At 69.8% G+C, this 301-nt stretch carries 1 protein-coding gene; it reads right to left on the minus strand.

Going from position 1 to position 301, the window contains the following annotated elements; all coding sequences use genetic code 11:
- Positions 1-301, minus strand: a 301-nt coding sequence (locus D0817_RS27185) for a c-type cytochrome (protein ID WP_497756111.1), incomplete at both ends; no start/stop codon positions are given.

Here is a 301-nt window from a genome sequence, read left to right on the forward strand (position 1 = left end):
CAGCTTTTGCCCGTGGCACGCAATGCAGGCCGGAACCTTTCGTGCCGGGTCGCCGGCCGTGGCGAGCCGCTCGCCGCGCGCGAGCGTTGCCCGGGACGCGCCGGCGGCGCGCGCGGGGGCGTACGGCGGCCGCTGCGCCGCGAAATAAGCCGCGATCTCCGCCAGGTATTCATCGGACAGGTGCGCAAGCAGGTGATTCATCGACGGGTTGGTGCGCCGTCCCTGGCGGAAGTTGACCAGCTGGTTGAACAAGTAGGCCTGCGGTTTGCCCGCGATGCGCGGAAAGTAGCCCGCACTGGTG

Source organism: Flavobacterium cupreum, assembly GCF_003996965.1.
GTDB lineage: Bacteria > Bacteroidota > Bacteroidia > Flavobacteriales > Flavobacteriaceae > Flavobacterium > Flavobacterium cupreum.